The sequence below is a fragment of the Paracoccus aminovorans genome (assembly GCF_001546115.1).
Taxonomy (GTDB): Bacteria; Pseudomonadota; Alphaproteobacteria; order Rhodobacterales; family Rhodobacteraceae; genus Paracoccus; species Paracoccus aminovorans_B.
In genome coordinates this window covers 15,590-33,020 of record NZ_KQ955209.1, presented here as the reverse complement: position 1 = coordinate 33,020, position 17,431 = coordinate 15,590, and the positions used below count along the sequence as shown (strand labels likewise).

The window sequence follows — 17,431 nt, the reverse complement described above, 5'->3', positions numbered from 1 at the left end:
GGCGACGCTTCAGCCGGTCGCCACCGCGACATTGTCGATCAGCCGCACGCCGTCCAGCCAGGCCGCGACCAGCAGCCGCGCCGGTTGCCCGGGCCGGGCCGGGCCCAGGCTCTCGCCGTCGCGCAGCTCCAGGTAATCGACCGGGCCGATGCCCGCCGCGTCCAGCCCGGCGCGCGCCTCGGCCAGAGCCGCCTCTGGCTCGGCGCCCGCCTCGATCGCCCGCGCGGCCGCGAACAGCGCCTGCGGCAGGGCGGCGGCGCGGGCGCGCGCCTCGGGGTCCAGCCGCTGGTTGCGCGAGGACAAGGCCAGCCCGTCCTCGGCCCGCACGCAGGGGCAGGGCACGATCTCGCAGGGCAGCTTCAGGTCGGCGACCAGCCGGCGCACCAGCTGCAATTGCTGCCAGTCCTTCTCGCCGAAATAGGCCCGGTCGGCGCCGGTCATGTTCAGAAGCAGTGTCACCACCGTCGCCACGCCGTCGAAATGCCCGGGCCGATGGGCGCCTTCCAAAGGCGCGGTCACGCCCGAGACCGAGACCACCGTGGCGTGGTCCGGCGGATAGATCTCGGCCGCGTCCGGCACGAACAGCGCATCGACCGACAACGGCGCCAGCAGCGCGGCATCGGCATGTTCGGTGCGGGGATATTTGGCGAAATCCTCGGCATTGTTGAACTGGCGCGGGTTGACGAACAGCGTCACGATCACCCGGTCGCAGCCGGCTTTCGCGGCTCGGACCAGGCTCAGGTGCCCCTCGTGCAGGGCGCCCATGGTCGGCACCACGCCGATGGTCTCGCCTGCGGCCTTCCAGCCCCGGACCAGGGCGCTGAGCTCGGCCAGCGGCCGGATGATGGGCGTGGTCATTCCGGCTTGCCCTCGGCGAAGCCGTGCTCGGGGCCGGGGAAGGCGCGGGCGCGCACCTCCTCGGCATAGGCGGCGATGGCAGCCCCGGCCGCTTCGCCCAGTTCGGCATAGCGCTTGACGAATTTCGGCCGGAAGTCCGAGAACAGCCCCAGCATGTCATCGACCACCAGCACTTGGCCGTCGCAATCCACCCCGGCGCCGATGCCGATGGTCGGCACCGCGATCTCGGCGCTGATGCGGGCGCCAAGCGCGCTCGGCAGTTTCTCCAGCACCACGGCGAAGGCGCCGGCATCGGCCAGTGCCGCGGCATCGACGGCGATGCGGTCGGCCTCGTGATGGCTGCGGCCCTGCACCTTGTAGCCGCCCAGCGTGTTGACCGATTGCGGCGTCAACCCGACATGGCCCATGACCGGGATGCCGCGCGCGACCAGGAAGCCGACCGTCTCGGCCATGTGCCGCCCGCCCTCGAGCTTCACCGCCTGGCAGCCGGTCTCGGCCAGCAGCCGCGCGGCATTGCGGAACGCCTGCTCGGGGCTTTCCTCGTAGCTGCCGAAGGGCATGTCCACGACCACGCAAGAGCGCGTGGCACCGCGCATCACCGCCTTGCCGTGCAGGATCATCATCTCCATGGTCACGCCCAGGGTCGAGGGCAAGCCGTGCAGCACCATGCCCAGGCTGTCGCCGACCAGGGTCACGTCGCAATGCGCGTCCACCAGTTGCGCCATGGGCGTGGTATAGGCGGTCAGGCAGACCACGGGCTGGATGCCCTCGCGGGCGCGGATGTCGCCGGGGCTCAGCCGGGCCTTGCGCTCGGGTGTCGCGCTCATCAGTTCCTCCGTTATCCAAGGCCTCGGCGGCCGCTGCCCGAATATTTGATTCCTTCCGCCATGTCTCGCAATAAAATGATGCAGATGCAGCATTCCTGCGCACGAAAAGAAGCCTCGTCCTTCATGCGCCCTGCCGAGTTCTCAACTTTAATAAATAAATTCAACAGGATAAGTTTCGTCGAACGGACCGAAGCGAGCATGGCAGTGCCGACGGGACTGCCATTGGCGCGCTGTCAGCGACCTCATCTGCAAGAGGTCTGAAGTTTATATAGCATTTTCCGCTAGTTGAACTTGATTATTTATCCTATTTCTCAAGAAAATGACAACGAGCGGCGCGCGCATTCGTGCAAACGGGCGTGCCCTGCAACCTGGCCGGCGGCTTGACATGCCGGAAGCCCGGGCCTAGTGCCGGTTTTCGGCCCCCGCGGGCCTGACAACCAGCGCCGCGCCTGCGCGGCCAGTTTCCTCGGGATCACGACATGACGCTGAAAGCTGCCATCCTGGGCGCCTCGGGCTATACGGGCGCCGAACTCGTGCGGATCCTCGCCACGCATCCCTCGATCGAGGTCGCGGCGCTGTCGGCCGACCGCAAGGCGGGGCAGGGCTATGACACGGTCTTTCCGCATCTGCGTCACCTGAACCTGCCGGCGCTGGTCCGGATGGAAGAGATCGACTTCTCGGCCATTGACCTGGTGTTCTGCGCCCTACCGCATGGGCTCAGCCAGCCGCTGGTCGGGCAGATCCCGGGCGATGTGAAGATCGTCGACCTGGGCGCCGATTTCCGGCTGCGCGACCCGGCGGAATACAAGAAATGGTACGGGCTCGACCATGCCGCGCCCGAGGTCCAGCCGCAGGCGGTCTATGGCCTGACCGAATTCTATCGCGACCAGATCAAGGGTGCGCGGCTGGTCGCCGGCACCGGCTGCAACGCCGCCACCGTGCAATTCGCGCTGCGGCCGCTGATCGGATCGGGGCTGATCGACCTCGACGACATCATCTGCGACCTGAAGAACGGCGTGTCCGGGGCAGGGCGGTCGCTCAAGGAAAACATGCTGTTTGCTGAACGCTCCGAGGATGTGGCCGGCTATTCCCAGGGCGGCAAGCACCGCCACCTGGGCGAGTTCGATCAGGAATTCTCGCTGCTGGCCGGCCGGCCGGTGCAGATCCAGTTCACCCCGCATCTTGTGCCGGTGAACCGCGGCATCCTGGCCTCGTGCTATCTGAAGGGCGAGCCGCAGGCGGTCCATGCCGCGTTGGCCCAGGCTTACGCCGACGAGCCCTTTGTCGTGGTGCTGCCCTTTGGCCAGTTGCCGGCGATGGCGCATGTGCAGGGCTCGAACTTCTGCCATATCGGCGTGACCGGGGACCGCATTTCGGGCCGCACGCTGGTGGTCTCGACGCTGGACAACCTGTGCAAGGGTTCCTCGGGGCAGGCGGTGCAGAACGCGAACCTGATGCTGGGCCTGCCCGAGACCGAAGGGCTGATGCTGGCGCCGATCTTCCCCTGAACCCAGCGGCCTGCGGCGCTTTCTTCCGCGTTTTCCCGGGAACCCCGGGCCTTCCCTGCGCGTCTTGTTGCCAGAGCGGCGGCGGCATGTCGCCGCAGCAGAGGAGGATCTGGAATGCGTAGCCTGTTTGCGACTGCCGCTTCCGTCATGGTGCTGGCGCTGGCCGCCTGCGGCGACAATGCCACCGAACGCGCCGCGACCGGCGGCATCGGTGGCGCGGTGGTGGCCGGACCCGTCGGCGCCGTGGCCGGGGCCACCGTCGGCGCCGCGACGACCCCGTGAGGCCATGAAAAAGGGCAGGGCCTCGCGGCCCCGCCCGTCATGCGCCCGTCAAGACCTCAGGCCTTGGCGCGTTCCACATAGGTCAGGTCGGCGGTGTTGATGATCACCTTGGTGCCGACGCCGATATGCGGCGGCACCATGATGCGCACGCCGTTATGCGCCATCGCCGGCTTGTAGCTGGACGAGGCGGTCTGGCCCTTGACCACCGGCTCGGTCTCGACCACCTCGACGGTGACTTTCTGCGGCAGTTCGATGGCGATGGCGACGCCGTTATGGACCTGCAGGAAAACGCTGATGCCGTCCTCCAGGAACACCTTGTCGTCGCCGACCACGTCGGGCGAGACGACGACCTGCTCATAGCTTTCCGGCTCCATGAAATGGAAGCCCTCGCCGTCCTCGTAGAGGAAGTTGTAGGCGCGTTCGTCGACATGGGCACGCTCGACCTGTTCGGTGGTCTTCCAGCGTTCCGAGACCTTGTTGCCGTCCGAGATGCGGCGCAGGTCGACCTGCGTCGTCGGCGTGCCCTTGCCGGGGTGGAAGTTGGTCGCCGTCAGGACGACATGAAGCTTGCCGTCGATCTCGACGACATTGCCTTTGCGAAGGCTGGAGGCGATAACTTTCAAGGCGGTTTCCCTTGCCTGCTTTTCAAATTCCGACGCGCCGGCTATGCCGGCGATGATGGTTTCCCTTAGCGCCTCGCGCGGCTTTGCGCCAGTCGCAAGCGGCGAAAAACGAGGTCTGCGATGAAAACCGCCCCTGAAACGCCCTGGTGGGACCGCGACCGCCACGCCGGCCGCCGGCCGCTGCTTCTGGCCCGCAACCGCATCCAGCGCGCCATCCGAGACTGGCTTGAGGCCCAGGATTTCACCGAGGTCGATCCGCTGGCCCTGGCCGTGAGCCCCGGAAACGAGGCGCATCTGCATGCGTTCGAGACCCGGCAGATCGGCAACGACGGCCAGCCCCGGCCGATGTATCTGCATACCAGCCCGGAATTCGCCATGAAGAAGCTGCTGGCGGCGGGTGAGGCGCGCATCTTCGCCTTCAGCCATGTCTGGCGCAACCGCGAGCGCGGCCGGCTGCACAGCCCCGAGTTCTGCATGCTGGAATGGTATCGCGCCGGAGAGGATTATCGCGTGCTTTTCGAGGATTGCGCGCAGTATCTGCGGCTGGCCGCCGAGGCTGCCGGGGCCGAAATGCTGCGGTTCCACGATATGGAATGCGACCCTTTCGCCGCGCCGCAGGTGATGAGCGTGGCCGAGGCGTTTCGCGAACATGCCGGCATCGACCTGCTCGCGACCTGCGACGGCGCCGAGACCGATGCCGCCGGCTTGCGCGCCCAGGCCGAGGGGCAGGGCATCCGCCTTGGTGCCGACGATAGCTGGTCCGACATGCTGTCACGGATCCTGGTCGAGAAAGTCGAGCCGCATCTGGGCCAGGGCCGGCCGCTGATCCTGGACCGCTATCCCGCCGCCGAGGCCGCACTGGCCCGGCCGGCAAGCGACGAGCCGCGCGAGGCCGAACGCTTCGAGCTTTACGCCTGCGGCGTCGAACTGGCGAATGGCTTCGGTGAGTTGACCGATCCCGCCGAACAGCGCCGCCGGTTTGAACTTGAGATGCAGGAAAAGGCCCGAATCTACGGCGAGCGTTATCCGCTGGACGAGGATTTCCTGGCGGCCTTGGCGCAGATGCCGCCGGCCTCGGGCTGCGCGCTGGGATTCGACCGGCTGGTGATGCTGGCCACCGGCGCGCCACGCATCGACGAGGTGATCTGGACGCCACTGGCGCAATAACAACCTGTTGCACGCGACAGTTGATGTTTTTTCGAGATGCGGCGCGGCCGCGGATGCGCGACGCCTTGCCGCCGCCGTGATTTCGCCTTTCGGCCCGATCACGGGAACGCTAGGTTGAAAAAAACACATGCGCGAGGGGCAGGGGAATGCGGTTTTCATTGCGACTGACAGCCACTTTGACGGCTTTGGCCTTGGTTCTGGGCGGATGCAGCGGCGGGATGTACTCCCCGCGCGGTGGCGTGCCGCAGCAGAGCCAGGAGATCAAATGGGGCCGCAACCAGAACCCGCCGCCGGCCAAGGTCGCCGGGCTGAACCAGTGGATCGCCGGCTTCAAGGCCAATGCGCGCGCCCAGGGCATCAGCGACAGCACGCTGGATTTCGCCTTCCGCGACGTGGTCTACAACCCCGAGGTGGTCAAGCGCAGCCAGAACCAGGCCGAGTTCAAGAAATCCCTTTGGGAATATCTGGAAAACGCGGTCTCGGAAAAGCGCCAGACCAACGGCCGCGCCGCGCTGGGGCAATATGGCGGCGTGCTGAGCCGCGTCGAGGCGACCTATGGCGTCGACAAGGAGATCGTCGCCGCGGTCTGGGGCATGGAATCGACCTATGGCGAGCGGCGTGGCGACCTGCCGCTGATCGAGGCGCTGTCCACCTTGTCCTATGAGGGATATCGCGGCGATTTCTTCCGCAGCCAGTTGATGGCCTCGCTGAAGATCCTGCAAGCGGGCGATATCGACCCCGCCCATATGACCGGCAGCTGGGCCGGCGCCATGGGGCATACCCAGTTCATTCCGACGACCTATCTGGCCTATGCCGTTGATTTCACGGGCGATGGCCGCCGTGACATCTGGTCGAACGACCCGTCGGATTCCCTGGCCTCGACGGCGAATTACCTGGCGAAATCCGGCTGGCAGCCCGGCCTGCCGGCCGCGGTCGAGGTGACGCTGCCCGCCGGCTTTAACATCGGCCTTGCCGGCAAGGGCAAGCGGCGCTCGGTTTCGGAATGGCAGTCGCTGGGCATCCGCCAGGCCACCTCGCGGCCCTTGCCGCCGGCCGGTGCCTCGACCGAGATGCTGATTCCCGGCGGCGCCGACGGCGCGGCCTTCCTGATCACCCGCAACTTCCACGCCATCCTGCGCTACAACAACGCCGACAGCTATGCGCTGGCGGTGGCGCATCTGGCCGACCGGCTGAAAGGCTATCCGGGACTGGCGAACCCGTGGCCGGCCAGCCACCCCGGCCTGCGCATCGAGCAGCGCAAGGAGATGCAGCGCCTGCTGACCGCGCGCGGTTTCGACACCCAAGGCGTGGACGGCAATGTCGGCTCGAACACCATCAACGCGATCCGGGCCTATCAGACCTCGCGCGGGCTGCCGCCGACCGGCACGCCCTCGGCCGCGCTGCTGGAGCAGCTGCGCCGCGGTTGACGGCAGGAATGACGAACGGGCGAAGGCCACCACAACCTTCGCCCGTTTCGCGTCGGAACGACTTGGGACCGCTTACCACCACAACAAGCGCACCGCTGACCGACATGATCCTTTTGTCGCGCGCCGGGCGCCGGATGTGAAGCTGGCATTTTGGGCAGGTCGTGGCCGGCAGGATGCGCAGCACAGTTTATTTTACATAACTCTGGTTATCGGAAAATCCTTGCGGAAGGGCGGCGGTTCTATTGTCGAACAACCGGGATTCATCCATCCGAGCCGGACAAATTCATCCTAAACCCGATCCACCAGATGCCGGGACTGAACAGCTGGGATGCGCTTTGCCGGGGTTCAGCTTTATGTCATCAATCCGCCCAATCGATAGATTGCAGCGCATCCTTGACGGTCGCGAGGTCCAGCCCGGCGCGCCATGTCTTGCAGCATGGCCGCCCGCTCGCGCCTTGCCGCCGTGGTCGTAAGCCTGCATCGAGCGCACCACGTCGATAGCGACGGCCGCAGGCGCGGTTGCGGATCGGATCGCCCATGGCCGCCTCATCGTTGCAGGACATAGGTGCCGGGCGCAGCGGCCAGCGCCGGATAACCGCGCTCGGGCGCGCCCGCGCCGGGGGGCGGAACCTGCGGGCCGGAGGATTGCGCCGCCAACCAGTCCGCCCATTCGAGCCACCACGAGCCCTCCTTCTCGGCCGCGCTTTCCAGCCATTCGGCGGGAGCCAGATAGGGATCGGCCATCCGCTTCAGCGCCACGCGGAAATGCCGGTGCCCGGTGCCCGGCTCGCTGAGGATGCCGGCATTGTGGCCGCCGCCGGTCAGCACGAAGGTGATGTCGGTGTCGCAAAGCTGGTGGACCTTGTAGACCGAGGGCCAGGGCGCCATGTGGTCGCGCTCGGTTCCCACCACGAACAGCGGCACGCGGATGTTCTGCAACGCCGCGGGCCGGCCGTCGACCATGAACCGGCCGCTGGCCAGTTCGTTGTCGATGTAAAGCCGCTGCAGATATTCGGCGTGCATCCGGTAGGGCATCCGGGTCGAATCGGCATTCCAGGCCATGATGTCGAACATCGGCGTGCGCTCGCCCATCAGATAGTCGTGGACCAGCCGCGACCAGATCAGGTCGTTGCTGCGCAAGAGCTGGAAGGCCCCCGCCATCTGGTCCGCCGACAGATAGCCGCGGTTCCACATCATGCTTTCCAGGAAATGCATCTGGCTGTGGTCGATGAACAGCGCCAGTTCGCCCGGCTCGGTGAAATCCGTCTGCGCCGCCAGCAGCGTGAGCGAGGCCAGCCGGTCGTCCCCGGCATGCGCCATGGCCGCCGCAGCGATGGAGAGCAGCGTGCCGCCCAGGCAGTAGCCCGCGGCGTGGACCTTTTGTCCCGGCACGATGGCGTTGATCCCATCCAGCGCCGCCATCACCCCCAGCCGGCGATAGTCGTCCATGGTCAGGTCGCGGTCCTCGGCGGTCGGGTTGCGCCACGAGATGCAGAACACCGTATGCCCCTGCCCGACCAGATAGCGGATCAGCGAGTTCTGCGGCGACAGGTCGAGGATATAGTATTTCATGATCCAGGCCGGGACGATCAGGACCGGCTCGGGCCGGACCGTTTCGGTCGCGGGGGCATACTGGATCAGCTCGATCAGGTGGTTGCGCCAGACCACCTGCCCCGGCGTGCCGGCGACGTTGCGGCCGACGACGAAATCCTCGGTCCCGGCGGACGGCTGGCCCGCCGCCAGCCGACTGGCATCCTCCAGCCAGTTCTGGAACCCCTGCACGAAATTGGCGCCGCCGGTGGCCAGCGCCTTGCCGATCACCTCGGGGTTGCCGAAGGGATTGTTCGAGGGCGAAAAGATGTCCAGCCATTGCCGGGCGGCGAAAGAGATCACCTCCTCATGGTGGGGGGTGACGCCGGGCACCTCGCGCGTGGCATTGTGCCACCATTGCTGGTTCAGCAGGAACGCCTGCGACCAGAAACGCCATGGCTGCTTTTGCCAGCCCTCGGCCCGGAAGCGGTGGTCCCCCGGCAAGGGCTCGATGCAGGGCGGGGTGTCGGGGCACAGCCGGGCGGCGGCCATATGGGTCGCCAGCCGCTGGAGCTTGGTCATCGCCTTGTAGGCCAGTTCCAGGCGCTTGCCCGGCGCCATCGCCAGATGGATGGACCAGTCGAACACCGCCAGCGCCAGCGCCGCCGGCGACAGGCCGCCGGTCATCTGCGCGGCCAGCGCCTCGCGCATCCGGTCCATGCTGCGGAACGCTTCGAAGCCAAGGGTTCCGTCCTGTCCCTGCGGGGATTGCGGCAGGTTCTTCGTCATTTGTCCGGGTCCTCCTCTGCGCCCGCGGCCGCGCCGGCAGGCAGGCCGCCGATATGGGCGATCGTGGTTGCCAACAGGTGGTCGAGGTCGCCGCCCGCGCCCTCGCGCAGCGGCGCGATCTCCAGAACGTTGCGCAAGATGCCGACACCGGCCAGCAGCGCGGCGATGACAGCGGCCCGCATCGCCGCCGGATCGTCCAGCCGCGCCCCGAGGGGTGCGACAAATTCGCGCATGATGCAGTCGCGCACCACGCGGGACGCCGCCGGGCTGGACAAGGAATGGATGATGATGTCCAGCGGCCCGATTTCCCTGGGCGTCGCCTGCCCGTCGCGGTGGAACACCTGCGCGGACAGGTGACGGCTCAGGTCGCGCGGCTCTTCGGCCAGGACATGCTGCATTCCGGTCGAGGCCAGGACGGCCTGCGCAAACAGCTGTTCCTTGGACCCGAAGCAGCGGTGCGCATAAGCGACGTCGACACCGGCATCGGCGGCGATGTCGCGCAAGCCGGTTTCCTCGTAGGAATTCCGTGCAAACCGCTGGACCGCTGCCTGCAGAATGCGGGCGCGGACGGGAATTGCGTGCAGATCGGGGGCCGGGGCGCGGCGCATCGGGGGACTCGCGGGATCAGGTTGCCAATACCGCATTTGGTAAACTCGAACGCAGTCAACCGTTGTTGTCCTGGATCAAGGTGCGGCGCATTTTTCGCGGGCATGTCACCTCTGCCGGGATCGCAAGCAGGAGACGAGCATGGCGAATCATCGAAGGGTCGCGGGCGCGGCTGCGGCGGCAAGCCAGCCGCGGATCGAACGCCCCGGAAACGAACGGCTCCGAACCAAGAGGGTGCTGCCATGAAGTCCAATTCCAGAAGGTGGCTGCTGGCCGCCGTTGCCATCATCATCGTCGCGGGCGCCTGGCTGGCCTGGCAACGGCTGGGCGCGGCCGGCCTGCCTTCGGGACTGGCCGGCGGCAATGGCCGCATCGAGGCGGTGGAAATCGACATCTCGACCCGGACGGCGGGCCGGCTGAAGGAAATCCTTGCCGACGAAGGCGATTTCGTCGAGGCCGGCCAGCCGCTGGCCCGGATGGACACCGTCCAGCTGGACAGCAAGCGCCTGCAGGCCGAGGCCGAGCTGAAGCGGGCGCGGATCGGCGTGGACACCGCGAAGATCCAGATCCTGCAACGCGAGGCCGAGCGCGAGGCAGCCGCGGCCGTGGTCGCGCAGCGCGAGGCGCAGCTGGACGCCGCCGACCGCCGGCTGGCCCGCAGCGAGCAGCTGGCCCGGAGCAACGCGACCAGCCAGCAGGTGCTGGACGACGACCGCGCCACCCGGCAGGGCGCCAGGGCAGCAGTCGAGGCCGCGAAGGCCCAGCTGGCCGCGACCGAAGCCGGGATCAACGCCGCCCGCGCGCAGGTGGTCGATGCCGAGGCCGCCGTCGGCGCCGCCGAGGCCGCGGTCGCCAGCATCGTCTCGGACATCGACGACAGCACGCTGACCGCGCCGCGCGCCGGCCGCATCCAGTATCGCGTCGCCGAGCCGGGCGAGGTTCTGGGCGCCGGCGGCCGGGTGCTGTCGCTGGTCGATGTGGGGAATGTCCATATGACCTTCTTCCTGCCGACCTCGCAGGCGGGACGGGTGGCGCTGGGAAGCGATGTCCGCATCGTGCTGGACGCGGCGCCGCAATATGTCATCCCCGCCCGCGTCAGCTTCGTGGCCGACGTGGCCCAGTTCACCCCCAAGACCGTCGAAACCGAGGAGGAGCGCCAGAAGCTGATGTTCCGCATCAAGGCCAAGGTTTCGCCCGAATTGCTGGGCAAACACGTCCAGCAGGTCAAGACCGGGCTGCCCGGCATGGCCTATGTCAAGATCGACCCCGCCGCCGAATGGCCGACCGAACTGGCGGAAACCGTGCAATGATCCCGGCGGGGGAAGCGGGGCCGGTGGTCCGGGTTCAGGGCGTCGGCCTGTCCTATGGCAAGACCCGCGCTTTGCGGGACGTGACGCTGGATGTGCCCGCCGGCTGCATGGTCGGGTTGATCGGGCCGGACGGGGTGGGCAAGTCCAGCCTGCTGTCGCTGATCGCCGGGGCCCGCGTGCTGCAGTCCGGCCGCGTCGCGGTGCTGGGCGGCGACATTGCCGATGCCCGCCACCGCCAGGCCGCCTTTCCCCGCATCGCCTATATGCCGCAGGGTCTGGGCAAGAACCTTTATCCGACGCTTTCGGTGTTCGAGAACATCGACTTCTTCGGGCGGCTGTTCGGCCATGACCGGGCCGAGCGCGAACGCCGCATTCAGGAATTGCTGGCCCGCACCGGCATGTCGGCCTTTTCGGACCGTCCAGCCGGCAAGCTGTCGGGCGGGATGAAGCAGAAGACCAGCCTGTGCTGCTCGCTGATCCACGACCCGGACCTGCTGATCCTGGACGAGCCGACCACCGGCGTGGACCCGCTGTCCCGCCGCCAGTTCTGGCAGCTGATCGACGACATCCGCCGCGACCGGCCGGGGATGAGCGTCATCGTCGCCACCGCCTATATGGAGGAAGCCGCGCGCTTCGACTGGCTGGTGGCGATGAACGACGGGCAGGTGCTGGCGACCGGCGCGCCCGACGCGCTGTTGCAGCAGACCGGCGCCGCCAGTCTGGACGCCGCCTTCATCGCCCTGCTGCCCGAGACCGCGCGCAAGGACCACCACGAGGTCGTGATCCCGCCCCGCCCCGCCACCGCCGACCAGGACATCGCGATCGAGGCCCGGGGCGTCACCGTCCGCTTCGGCGACTTCACCGCCGTGGACAATGTCAGCTTCCGCATCCCGCGCGGGGAAATCTTCGGCTTCCTGGGCTCGAACGGCTGCGGCAAGACCACCACGATGAAGGTGCTGACCGGCCTTTTGCCCGCCAGCGAAGGCACCGCGCGGCTGTTCGGGGCCGAGGTCGATCCCGACGACATCGCCGTGCGCCGCCGCGTCGGCTACATGAGCCAGGCGTTCTCGCTGTATACGGAACTGACGGTGCGGCAGAACCTGCAATTGCACGCGGAACTGTTCGGCATAGCCGCCGGCGCGATCGGGCCGCGGATCGCGGAACTGGCCGGGCGCTTCGACCTGACCGAGGTCATGGATACGCTGCCCGACGCGCTGCCGCTGGGCATCCGCCAGCGGCTGTCGCTGGCGGTGGCGCTGATCCATTCGCCGGAAATCCTGATCCTGGACGAGCCGACCTCGGGCGTGGACCCGGTGGCGCGCGACGGCTTCTGGCAGATTCTCTCGGACCTGTCGCGCAAGGACAATGTGACGATCTTCGTCTCGACCCATTTCATGAACGAAGCCGAGCTTTGCGACCGCATTTCGCTGATGCACGCCGGCAAGGTGCTGGTCAGCGACACGCCTGCCGCCATCGTGCAAAGCCGCGGGGCCGGGACGCTGGAACAGGCTTTCGTCGCCTGTCTGGAGGAGGCGATCGGCACGCCCCCCGAAGCGCCGGCCGCAGCCCCTGCCCCGCCGGCCGGACCGGCAGCCGGGCGCGCGCCACCCGCACCTGCGCCCGCGCGGCGGTTTTTCGACCTGCGGCGCATGCTGGCCTATACCCGGCGCGAGGCGCTGGAATTGCGCCGCGACCCGATCCGGGCGACGCTGGCGATCATCGGCAGCGTGCTGTTGATGTTCGTGATCGGCTATGGCGTTAACATGGATGTCGAGGATCTCAGCTTTGCCGTCCTCGACCGCGACGACACCACCGTCAGCCGCGACTATGTGCTGCAACTCTCGGGCTCGCGCTATTTCACCGAGCAGCCGCCGATCACCGATTACGACGACATGGACCGGCGGATGCGCAATGGCGAGATCAGCCTGGCCATCGAGATCCCGCCCGGCTTTGGCCGCGACGCCACCCGCGGGCGCGCGGTCGAAATCGCCGCCTGGATCGACGGCGCCATGCCGACGCGGGCCGAGACCGTCCGCGGCTATGTCCAGGGGATGCACGCCGCCTGGCTGACCCAGAAATCGCGCGAGCTTTACGGCGACGCCGCGACGCAGGGCAATTTTCAGCTGGCCCTGCGCTATCGCTATAACCCCGATGTGCAAAGCCTTGTCGCCATGGTGCCCGCCGTCATCCCGCTGCTGCTGCTGATGATCCCGGCCATGCTGGCGGTGCTGAGCGTGGTGCGGGAAAAGGAACTGGGCTCGATCATCAACTTCTATGTCACGCCGGTGTCCAGGGCCGAGTTCCTGCTGGGCAAGCAGATGCCCTATATCGCGCTGGCCTTCCTGAATTTCCTGATGCTGGCGGCTTTCGCGGTCTTCGTCTTCCGCGTGCCCTTCACCGGCAGCTTCGCCACGCTGGTGGCGGCGGCGCTGCTGTATTCCTTCATCACCACCGGCATGGGGCTGGTCATCTCGACCTTCATCGACAGCCAGATCGCGGCGCTGTTCGCCACCGCGCTGATAACGCTGATCCCGGCGGTGCAGTATTCCGGCCTGATCGACCCGGTGTCGTCCTTGCAGGGGCTGGGGGCCTTCATCGGCCGGATCTATCCGACAACCTATTTCGTGACGATCACCCGCGGCACCTTCTCCAAGGGGCTGGACTTTGCCGACTTGGCCGGGGCCTTCCTGCCGCTGCTGATCGCCGTGCCGGTCCTGCTGGGTGCCGGCGTTCTTTTCCTCAAGAAACAGGCAAGCTGACATGAGCATGGCCAATGTCCTGAAACTGGGGATCAAGGAGCTGCGCCGGCTGATGCGCGACCCGGTGCTGCTGGTGCTGATCGTCTATGCCTTCTCGCTGGCGATCTATACCGCGGCCAAGGCGATGCCGGAAACGCTGAACCAGGCCGCCATCGCCATCGTGGACGAGGACCAGTCGCCGGTCTCATCCCGCATCATCACCGCCTTCTACCCGCCCTATTTCGTGCCGCCGCACCTGATTACGGCGCAGGAAATGGACAGCCGGCTGGACGCGGGAACCGACACTTTCGCGCTGAACATCCCGCCCGATTTCCAGCGCGACCTGCTGGCCGGGCGCGTGCCCACCATCCAGCTGAACGTGGACGCCACCCGCATGAGCCAGGCCTTCAGCGGCGGCGGCTATGTCCAGTCCATCGTCACCAGCGAGATCAGCGAATTCCTGGACCGCCATCGCAGCCAGGCCACCGTGCCGGTGGCGCTGAACCTGCGCGCCCGCTTCAACCAGGAACTGAACAAGGGCTGGTTCGGCGCCATCTCGAACGTGATTTCCTCGGTCACCATGCTGTCGATCATCCTGACCGGCGCCGCGCTGATCCGCGAACGCGAGCATGGCACCATCGAACATCTGCTGGTGATGCCCGTCACGCCGACCGAGATCATGGTCAGCAAGATCTGGTCCATGGCGCTGGTGGTGCTGCTGGCCTCGGGCTTCGCGCTGGTCTTTGTCGTAAAGGGCGCGCTGGCGGTGCCCGTACAGGGCTCGATCCTGCTGTTCCTGGCCGGGGCGGCGCTGCACCTGTTCGCCACGACCAGCCTGGGGATATTCCTGGCTACGGTCGCCGGGTCCATGCCGCAGTTCGGGCTGCTGCTGATGCTGGTGCTGCTGCCGCTTCAGGTGCTGTCGGGCGGCGTCACGCCGCGCGAGAGCATGCCCGAGGTCATCCAGACCATCATGCTGGCCGCGCCGAACACGCATTTCATGATGCTGTCGCAGTCGATCCTGTTCCGCGGCGCAGGGCTTGGCGTGGTGTGGCCGCAGTTCCTGGCGCTGTTCCTGATCGGGCTGGTGCTGTTCCGGTTCTCGTTGCACCGGTTCCGCAGCTTTTTGCGCTAGGTCAGGACTTCGGTAACGGGGTCGTCCCAGTCAAGCGGTTTTGCGCATACGGGATGTGCCGCCGGAGCGCGCGGTCTTGTTCTTTGAGAAAGTGATCTGCTTCCCTGTTCGGCAGCCTTCGCCTGAGATCGACCCGGGTGCATGCTTCGGTCCGTGGTCAGCGCTGTGGCTGCCAACATGATGCTGGTTCAATGCAATTCCGATGTGCCCATCTCATTGGCGTGCTCGATACGATCGGCATCAGTCCTGAGCACGGCATCACCGGAACCGCGTCCCGTGGGGACCTCGAAGGCCCGCGATCAGGCGGGCAGCAGTCTGGAATCTGTGTCTTCAGCCGGCATGAAGCACGGGAATGTCAAAACGGAAGTCGGTGTCATCCTTCCACATCCGGTGCAGGATCACGGCGATGCGGCGGGCCAGCGCAACCATCGCGCGCTTGGCACCCCGACGGCGCGCAAGTTTTGCCGCCCAGGTTCGCAGCCAGCTCGCCCGTCCACGATGCATCATGACGGTTGCGGCCTGGCACAGCGCGCGTCGAAGGTTGACGTCGCCTGCCTTGGTGATCCCGCCCGAGATGTCGCGCTCGCCCGACTGGTTGCGAGACGGCGTCAGGCCGACCCATGGTCCGACCTTCTTCGAGGATGTGAAGCGGGCGGGATCATCGACAGCGGATCGATAGGTCAACGCCACGACGGCGCCGATCCCGGGCATCGACATCAGCCGACGACAGACCGGATCTTCCTGGGAGAGTTGACGGACATTGCGTTCAAGACCCGCCAGCTCTCGCCGCAGCGCCGCGCGCGCGCGAAGCATGGGTTCGGTTGCCGCTTCCAGCATCGGGTTGCCCGCCGCCAGTTCGCGGATACGCTGTTCGAACCTGCCGCGGGATATGGTGCCAACCTTGAGCCCGAAGTTCCGCAGCAGCCCGCGCAGTGACATTTCCAGCGTGATAAACCCTTGTTGCACAGCCTTACGAGCGCTGAGCACCGCTCTAACCTCCTGTGCAGACACCGATTTGCAATGAACGGGTCGGAACCAACCAAGATGAATCAGACGTGCAATACCCTCTGCATCCCGCCGGTCCGTCTTGATCGGCATGGCCTTCAGGGCGCCTTTTACCTGTCTGGTTTCCATTAGAACGACAGGTAGTCCCGCATCTGACAACCCGCGATGCAGCCACTGCGACAAGGGGCCAGCCTCAAGCCCGACGGCGGCAATTGCGCCGTCCTGGTCGCAGATCCAGCACGACAGCGCTTTGGGCTCGCTGGCCACCTGCGCCTCCTTCACGATCTTCCCATGCTCGCTGATCACGCAGATCGCGGTCTTCTCCAGCGACACATCCAGCCCGACAAACAGCTTCATCCCGCAGTCCTCCATGTAGATCCGATACGGGAATGGCGCCAGCTTGCCCTCAATCTTGCAACGGTAACGGGCGGGTCGCGACGCAGGCCCCGTTACGGCATCTCGTTCACGTGTCATAGCCAGAACATGACGGTTGCGGCGAGAGCGACGGCAGACAGGAAGACCCCTTCGGGCACGCGCGCAGATCGCTTCGCGGAACCGCGCGCCGCCGCCTCTGGTGCAGTCGCGGATTGCAGCCTATGCAACCGCTATGAGCAGCCCTGCCGATCCCGACAGCGATTCCCCCCGTGGCCTGGTCCTGGTGATCCTGACCTATGTCCTGTGGGGCTTTCTGCCGCTTTACATGAAGGCGCTGGCGCATGTGCCGCCGATCGAGGTCGTCGCCCATCGGGTGATCTGGTCGCTGCCCATCGCGGCGGCGGTGCTGATCTGGCAAGGGCGCGCGGCCGAGGTGATCGCGGCCCTGCGCACGCCGCGCCTGCTGGCCATGGCGGTGCTGACGGCCATGCTGATCTCGGCCAACTGGCTGATCTATGTCTGGGCCATCGCCAACGATCACGCGATGGAGGCGGCGCTGGGTTACTATATCAATCCCCTGTTCAGCGTCTTCCTGGGGGCGGTGCTGCTGAAGGAGCGCCTGGGCCGGACGCAGCGCATGGCCATCGCGCTGGCGGCGGCCGCGGTCGTCATCATGACCGTGCAGGCCGGCCGCCTGCCGCTGGTGGCGCTGGGGCTGACCCTGTCCTGGGGCATCTACGCCTATTGCAAGAAGAGCCTGCCGCTCGGCCCCAACCAGGGCTTCACGCTCGAGGTCCTGGTGCTCTGTCCCTTTGCGGCGGCCATCCTGCTGTGGCTGGCGCTGACCGGGCAGTCGCATTTCGGCGTGGGTTCGGGCGCCGACACGCTGCTCTTGCTGGGCTGCGGCGTGGTCACGGCGGTGCCGCTGATGCTCTATGCCAATGGCGCCAAGCTGGTGCGGCTGTCCACCGTCGGCATCCTGCAATATATCGCGCCGACGCTGATCTTTCTCTGCGCGGTGCTGGTCTTCGGCGAGCCGTTCGACCAGTCGCGGCGGATCGCCTTTCCGCTGATCTGGGCGGCACTGGTGCTGTATTCCCTGGGGTTGTGGCGGCAATATGGTGCCGCGCGCCGCAAGGCCAGGGTGACCGGCCGGATGCAATAGGCCGGCTCCGTCGTCGTGCCGGACTTGCGGTAGGACCGGCGGCACATTCCGGCGAGCCGTCTCTCGCGCCACATATCCCCGATAGA

Annotated in this window: 15 protein-coding genes and 1 pseudogene; 8 read left to right on the top strand and 8 right to left on the bottom strand. The window is 66.7% G+C overall.

Going from position 1 to position 17,431, the window contains the following annotated elements:
- Positions 1-9: 9 nt before the first annotated feature.
- A complete protein-coding gene (panC, locus tag ASV56_RS12125) occupies positions 10-858 on the bottom strand; it encodes a pantoate--beta-alanine ligase (RefSeq protein WP_062562358.1) in 849 nt (282 codons plus the stop codon).
- Complete coding sequence (panB, locus tag ASV56_RS12120; RefSeq protein WP_062562357.1) at positions 855-1,685, bottom strand: 3-methyl-2-oxobutanoate hydroxymethyltransferase; 831 nt, start codon at positions 1,683-1,685, stop codon at positions 855-857. The genes panC and panB overlap by 4 nt, the downstream gene beginning before the upstream one ends.
- 479 nt (positions 1,686-2,164) lie before the next feature.
- On the opposite strand from panB, the gene argC reads away from it, so the two are divergent.
- Together argC and ASV56_RS23585 are read left to right on the top strand one after the other, a co-directional pair.
- Positions 2,165-3,193 carry an N-acetyl-gamma-glutamyl-phosphate reductase gene (argC, locus tag ASV56_RS12115; RefSeq protein ID WP_062562356.1) on the top strand — a complete coding sequence of 343 codons (1,029 nt, stop codon included), beginning with the start codon at positions 2,165-2,167 and terminating at the stop codon, positions 3,191-3,193.
- Between the two features lie 114 nt (positions 3,194-3,307).
- The gene (locus ASV56_RS23585) at positions 3,308-3,475 is read left to right on the top strand and encodes a hypothetical protein (RefSeq protein ID WP_156429149.1); all 168 of its coding nucleotides are present in this window, start codon (positions 3,308-3,310) and stop codon (positions 3,473-3,475) included.
- Between the two features lie 56 nt (positions 3,476-3,531).
- Here ASV56_RS23585 and efp read toward each other — a convergent pair whose 3' ends face one another.
- Entirely contained in the window at positions 3,532-4,098 is a 567-nt protein-coding gene (gene efp, locus ASV56_RS12110; RefSeq protein ID WP_062562355.1) for an elongation factor P, read from the bottom strand.
- Between the two features lie 120 nt (positions 4,099-4,218).
- Here efp and epmA point away from each other — a divergent pair, with 120 nt between their 5' ends.
- Complete coding sequence (gene epmA / locus ASV56_RS12105) at positions 4,219-5,265, top strand: EF-P lysine aminoacylase EpmA (protein ID WP_062562354.1); 1,047 nt, start codon at positions 4,219-4,221, stop codon at positions 5,263-5,265.
- Positions 5,266-5,411: 146 nt separating this feature from the next.
- Positions 5,412-6,692 (top strand): lytic murein transglycosylase, encoded by a 1,281-nt coding sequence (locus ASV56_RS12100; RefSeq protein ID WP_062562353.1) that lies wholly within the window; start codon positions 5,412-5,414, stop codon positions 6,690-6,692.
- 359 nt (positions 6,693-7,051) lie between these two features.
- On the opposite strand, the gene ASV56_RS23580 is transcribed toward ASV56_RS12100, so the two are convergent.
- From ASV56_RS23580 to ASV56_RS12090, 3 genes are read right to left on the bottom strand one after another with little or no spacing between them, the layout of a single operon-like run.
- Entirely contained in the window at positions 7,052-7,231 is a 180-nt protein-coding gene (locus ASV56_RS23580; RefSeq protein ID WP_156429148.1) for a hypothetical protein, read from the bottom strand.
- Between the two features lie 7 nt (positions 7,232-7,238).
- Complete coding sequence (locus tag ASV56_RS12095) at positions 7,239-9,011, bottom strand: PHA/PHB synthase family protein (protein WP_062562352.1); 1,773 nt, start codon at positions 9,009-9,011, stop codon at positions 7,239-7,241.
- Entirely contained in the window at positions 9,008-9,619 is a 612-nt protein-coding gene (locus ASV56_RS12090) for a TetR/AcrR family transcriptional regulator (RefSeq protein WP_062562351.1), read from the bottom strand. Before ASV56_RS12090 ends, ASV56_RS12095 begins: the two co-directional genes overlap by 4 nt.
- Before the next feature lie 240 nt (positions 9,620-9,859).
- Here ASV56_RS12090 and ASV56_RS12085 point away from each other — a divergent pair, with 240 nt between their 5' ends.
- The 3 genes from ASV56_RS12085 to ASV56_RS12075 are packed head-to-tail and all read left to right on the top strand — an operon-like array spanning position 9,860 to position 14,800.
- Complete coding sequence (locus tag ASV56_RS12085; protein WP_062562350.1) at positions 9,860-10,927, top strand: HlyD family secretion protein; 1,068 nt, start codon at positions 9,860-9,862, stop codon at positions 10,925-10,927.
- Positions 10,924-13,686 (top strand): ribosome-associated ATPase/putative transporter RbbA, encoded by a 2,763-nt coding sequence (rbbA, locus tag ASV56_RS12080; protein WP_216635388.1) that lies wholly within the window; start codon positions 10,924-10,926, stop codon positions 13,684-13,686. The genes ASV56_RS12085 and rbbA overlap by 4 nt, the downstream gene beginning before the upstream one ends.
- Position 13,687: 1 nt before the next feature.
- Positions 13,688-14,800 carry an ABC transporter permease gene (locus ASV56_RS12075; RefSeq protein WP_062562348.1) on the top strand — a complete coding sequence of 371 codons (1,113 nt, stop codon included), beginning with the start codon at positions 13,688-13,690 and terminating at the stop codon, positions 14,798-14,800.
- 330 nt (positions 14,801-15,130) lie between these two features.
- On the opposite strand, the gene ASV56_RS12070 is transcribed toward ASV56_RS12075, so the two are convergent.
- Both ASV56_RS12070 and ASV56_RS25045 read right to left on the bottom strand, forming a co-directional pair.
- On the bottom strand, positions 15,131-16,162 hold the full coding sequence (locus ASV56_RS12070; RefSeq protein WP_062560594.1) for an IS110 family RNA-guided transposase: 1,032 nt from the start codon (positions 16,160-16,162) through the stop codon (positions 15,131-15,133).
- A gap of 113 nt (positions 16,163-16,275) precedes the next feature.
- Positions 16,276-16,365, bottom strand: a pseudogene (locus ASV56_RS25045) (IS5/IS1182 family transposase); the annotation flags it as partial.
- 47 nt (positions 16,366-16,412) lie between these two features.
- Here ASV56_RS25045 and rarD point away from each other — a divergent pair.
- A complete protein-coding gene (gene rarD / locus ASV56_RS12065; RefSeq protein WP_062562347.1) occupies positions 16,413-17,345 on the top strand; it encodes an EamA family transporter RarD in 933 nt (310 codons plus the stop codon).
- The last annotated feature ends 86 nt before the right edge of the window (positions 17,346-17,431 follow it).

Bases quoted from the DNA above. Each gene is read 5' to 3' on its own strand.
- panC (WP_062562358.1), bottom strand. From the start codon at position 858: ATGACCACGCCCATCATCCGGCCGCTGGCCGAGCTCAGCGCCCTGGTC.
- panB (WP_062562357.1), bottom strand. From the start codon at position 1,685: ATGAGCGCGACACCCGAGCGCAAGGCCCGGCTGAGCCCCGGCGACATC.
- argC (WP_062562356.1), top strand. From the start codon at position 2,165: ATGACGCTGAAAGCTGCCATCCTGGGCGCCTCGGGCTATACGGGCGCC.
- ASV56_RS23585 (WP_156429149.1), top strand. From the start codon at position 3,308: ATGCGTAGCCTGTTTGCGACTGCCGCTTCCGTCATGGTGCTGGCGCTG.
- epmA (WP_062562354.1), top strand. From the start codon at position 4,219: ATGAAAACCGCCCCTGAAACGCCCTGGTGGGACCGCGACCGCCACGCC.
- ASV56_RS12100 (WP_062562353.1), top strand. From the start codon at position 5,412: ATGCGGTTTTCATTGCGACTGACAGCCACTTTGACGGCTTTGGCCTTG.
- ASV56_RS23580 (WP_156429148.1), bottom strand. From the start codon at position 7,231: ATGGGCGATCCGATCCGCAACCGCGCCTGCGGCCGTCGCTATCGACGT.
- ASV56_RS12095 (WP_062562352.1), bottom strand. From the start codon at position 9,011: ATGACGAAGAACCTGCCGCAATCCCCGCAGGGACAGGACGGAACCCTT.
- ASV56_RS12090 (WP_062562351.1), bottom strand. From the start codon at position 9,619: ATGCGCCGCGCCCCGGCCCCCGATCTGCACGCAATTCCCGTCCGCGCC.
- ASV56_RS12085 (WP_062562350.1), top strand. From the start codon at position 9,860: ATGAAGTCCAATTCCAGAAGGTGGCTGCTGGCCGCCGTTGCCATCATC.
- rbbA (WP_216635388.1), top strand. From the start codon at position 10,924: ATGATCCCGGCGGGGGAAGCGGGGCCGGTGGTCCGGGTTCAGGGCGTC.
- ASV56_RS12075 (WP_062562348.1), top strand. From the start codon at position 13,688: ATGAGCATGGCCAATGTCCTGAAACTGGGGATCAAGGAGCTGCGCCGG.
- ASV56_RS12070 (WP_062560594.1), bottom strand. From the start codon at position 16,162: ATGAAGCTGTTTGTCGGGCTGGATGTGTCGCTGGAGAAGACCGCGATC.
- rarD (WP_062562347.1), top strand. From the start codon at position 16,413: ATGAGCAGCCCTGCCGATCCCGACAGCGATTCCCCCCGTGGCCTGGTC.